4 protein-coding genes are annotated in these 2,543 nt (G+C 50.1%); all 4 read right to left on the bottom strand.

Annotation, left to right across the window (positions count from 1 at the left end):
- Positions 1-92: 92 nt before the first annotated feature.
- Positions 93-896: a hypothetical protein gene (locus tag QJQ48_RS27400; RefSeq protein WP_346294397.1), complete on the bottom strand. Its 804-nt coding sequence runs from the start codon at positions 894-896 to the stop codon at positions 93-95.
- Positions 896-1,468, bottom strand: a complete 573-nt coding sequence (locus QJQ48_RS27405; RefSeq protein WP_346294398.1) for a hypothetical protein — start codon at positions 1,466-1,468, stop codon at positions 896-898. The genes QJQ48_RS27400 and QJQ48_RS27405 overlap by 1 nt, the downstream gene beginning before the upstream one ends.
- Entirely contained in the window at positions 1,469-1,954 is a 486-nt protein-coding gene (locus QJQ48_RS27410) for a hypothetical protein (protein WP_346294399.1), read from the bottom strand.
- A 42-nt stretch (positions 1,955-1,996) separates the two neighbouring features.
- A partial coding sequence (locus tag QJQ48_RS27415; RefSeq protein ID WP_346294400.1) for a M23 family metallopeptidase occupies positions 1,997-2,543 on the bottom strand: 547 nt, incomplete at its 5' end.

Genomic DNA, 2,543 nt, shown 5'->3' on the forward strand with positions numbered 1-2,543 from the left:
GTTGTCCTCGTCGCGGCGGTTGTCGCCGGTCGAGGACTGGATCTCGACATCACTTGATAGTTTTTTTCCTCTCTCCTTTTTTTGATAGTTCACTACAGCTCTAGGTCAGGAGCTGGCCGCTGTTGGCGGCGCTGCTCCTGTTGCTCCTGCTGCTGTAGCTGCTCAACACTCACCTGGCCGTACTTGTGCCAAGCTTCTTGGTCGGCAGGCGTCAAGCCGCTGGCTCGTTCTACGCCACCTGCCTCATCGCCAACTGCAATACTTTGGGTTGCTTGATTCTTCACCGTCACCACACCAGCTCGACTACGGCTGGCAATGTAGCGCTCATTGACGGCTCGAACCTCGTCCAAACTCTCATCGATAACCCCAGCGGCGATCGCTGTATCTAAGAAACGACGGGCATTGTCTAGAATGTCCTGAGCCATATCGTCTTGGCTCGCTGTTTCGTCTGATGCTTCACCACTGGCTTCTGCTTCTCGCTTAGGTGGCTCTGAAAAAGCGATCGCTGGCTCTGTCTCTACCAGCTGCTGGCTTTCCGGCTGCTCTGGCTGAGCGATCGCTTCTTCCATCTGCTTGATACCACTATCACTAGAACCGTCACCACTGGAGGCTGCTGTCCCTGATATGTCAGGTGTAAGCCTCACAGGCGATCGCTCAACTGCTGGTGACTCTCCGCCTAGCTGCTGCGCGGCGCGGTTAAGGGTTTCCCGCTCATCAGCCGTTGGCGCGTAGGCTGGCAAGTCAGCCTGTCGCTGCCGGGTCGATACGACCTGCCAGGCATCACCAGGGCCAACGCCTTGCTGAGTCAAGGTATCAACACCCTGCCGTAGCCGCTCACGCTGAACGTTCGTGAGATCGGCTAAAACACTAGGCAAATGGATATCAGCTCTAGACATTAGTAACTAACAACTGCTTCATCGACAACAACCCAATCTGCGCCCTGATAGCAAAGCGTGTATTGAGTGATTTCTGTTTCAGTCGGATCGCTATTAATAATCAGACAAGGATAGCCGCCGCTAGTACGTTCTGAAAGCTGAAGGGTAGGTACTCCTTCAGGCAATCTGGAAGGTAGATAACGACCAAAAATCAGGTTGTCTTCACTGTCATAAATGACATGCAAGCTACCTAAGCGCCCCGTCAATTCTGGCGAATTGAAGTCAACAAACAACAAGCCTTCATCAGACTGAAAGACCCGCATCGTTTCTAAAATTGAGTCTCTATTGGCTGACTCGGCTGAGTTCTCAGCAATAATTTCTTTGGCTCTTTCCTCCGAGATAACTGAAGTAGTGCTTTGCCAGTTCAGTCCATCAGAAGCTCCGGCAGATGAACAGCCTAGTAAGAACAGTGAGGATACTAACAGGAAAAGACCAAATCCTAAGTAGGAATATTTGACTATCTTCCCTGCCCATTCAGGCAGCTCGATGTCTTCCTCAGCTTGATATTTTTTGTTTTTTTCATCAATATTCATTTACTGACTACTCCTAATTTCATCCAAAATATTTAAGCGTTGCAATGCTTCCGCTTCTTCAGGAAATAGATCTATAGATGAAAGGTCAAAAGCGTTGATGAACTCTGCTCTGCTCATACGCTCAAGCTGAATAGAATACTCAATCTCTCGAAATTTAACAGCCGCATCGAGCGGAACATAATTCGCATATTCAAGAAAGTCTCGTGGTGTATTCCAAAGCTCTCGCTGACAAGTATTTTCAGTCTGCGATGAGACTAAAAGGGCAATAGGATACTGCTCAGAACCGGGAGCCGATTCATAGGTATAAATAAGGTAGTAGTTAGTGTCTTCAACTGTTGCGGTTGCAATTAGCTCAACGCCGCCAGCGGTAAAGGGAGAACGGCTATCTATGCAGGCGTCAACAGCCGGAGGAACTGACTGCTCTCCCTGGCCTCTTACGCTCGAAGAGGAAAGTAAACTAATGGCGATTGAGATGCCTATTGCCATCAGCGATAATCCTATGTAGTTAAAACGCCTCATCATCATTTCCTATCTAAAGTTGATAAAGTTTTCTGGATCCACCGCTGTAGAAGCATTTGGGAAATTAGCTTGACTATTGCGGTACACACCAAAATCCAGGTGAGGCCCAGTCCCATTGCCCGACTGACCAGAGGCCGCAATCTGTTGCCCCTGAGAAACAGCAGTACCTTGAGAAACACCGTAGCTACTCAAGTGTGAGTAGCGAGTCTTATAGCCATTGCCATGATCAATTACGACTGTCCTGCCGTAGCCACCAGCCCAACCGATATAGGAAACAACACCACCATCGGCTGCATTGATAGGCGTTCCCATTGGAGTGCCTAAATCCACCGCAGGATGGTATTTGCTACAGCCAGCACACGGTCTAGGACGCGGCCCGAAATCAGAGGTCATCACATAACCCGGTGCAGGGTTGGCGAACTGCCCAGTTGCCTGACCAGAACCTTGACCACCCCCCGGTACGCAGTTCTGCCCCCCTTGAGCAACATAGTTTTTGCGGGACTGCACACCGTAGTCGTAGAGGCTGAGCCTACCCAACGCATCCGAACGGCCCCCA

It is taken from the genome of Sphaerothrix gracilis Ecp01 (assembly GCF_030405905.1).
Classification (GTDB): domain Bacteria; phylum Cyanobacteriota; class Cyanobacteriia; order Phormidesmidales; family Phormidesmidaceae; genus Sphaerothrix; species Sphaerothrix gracilis.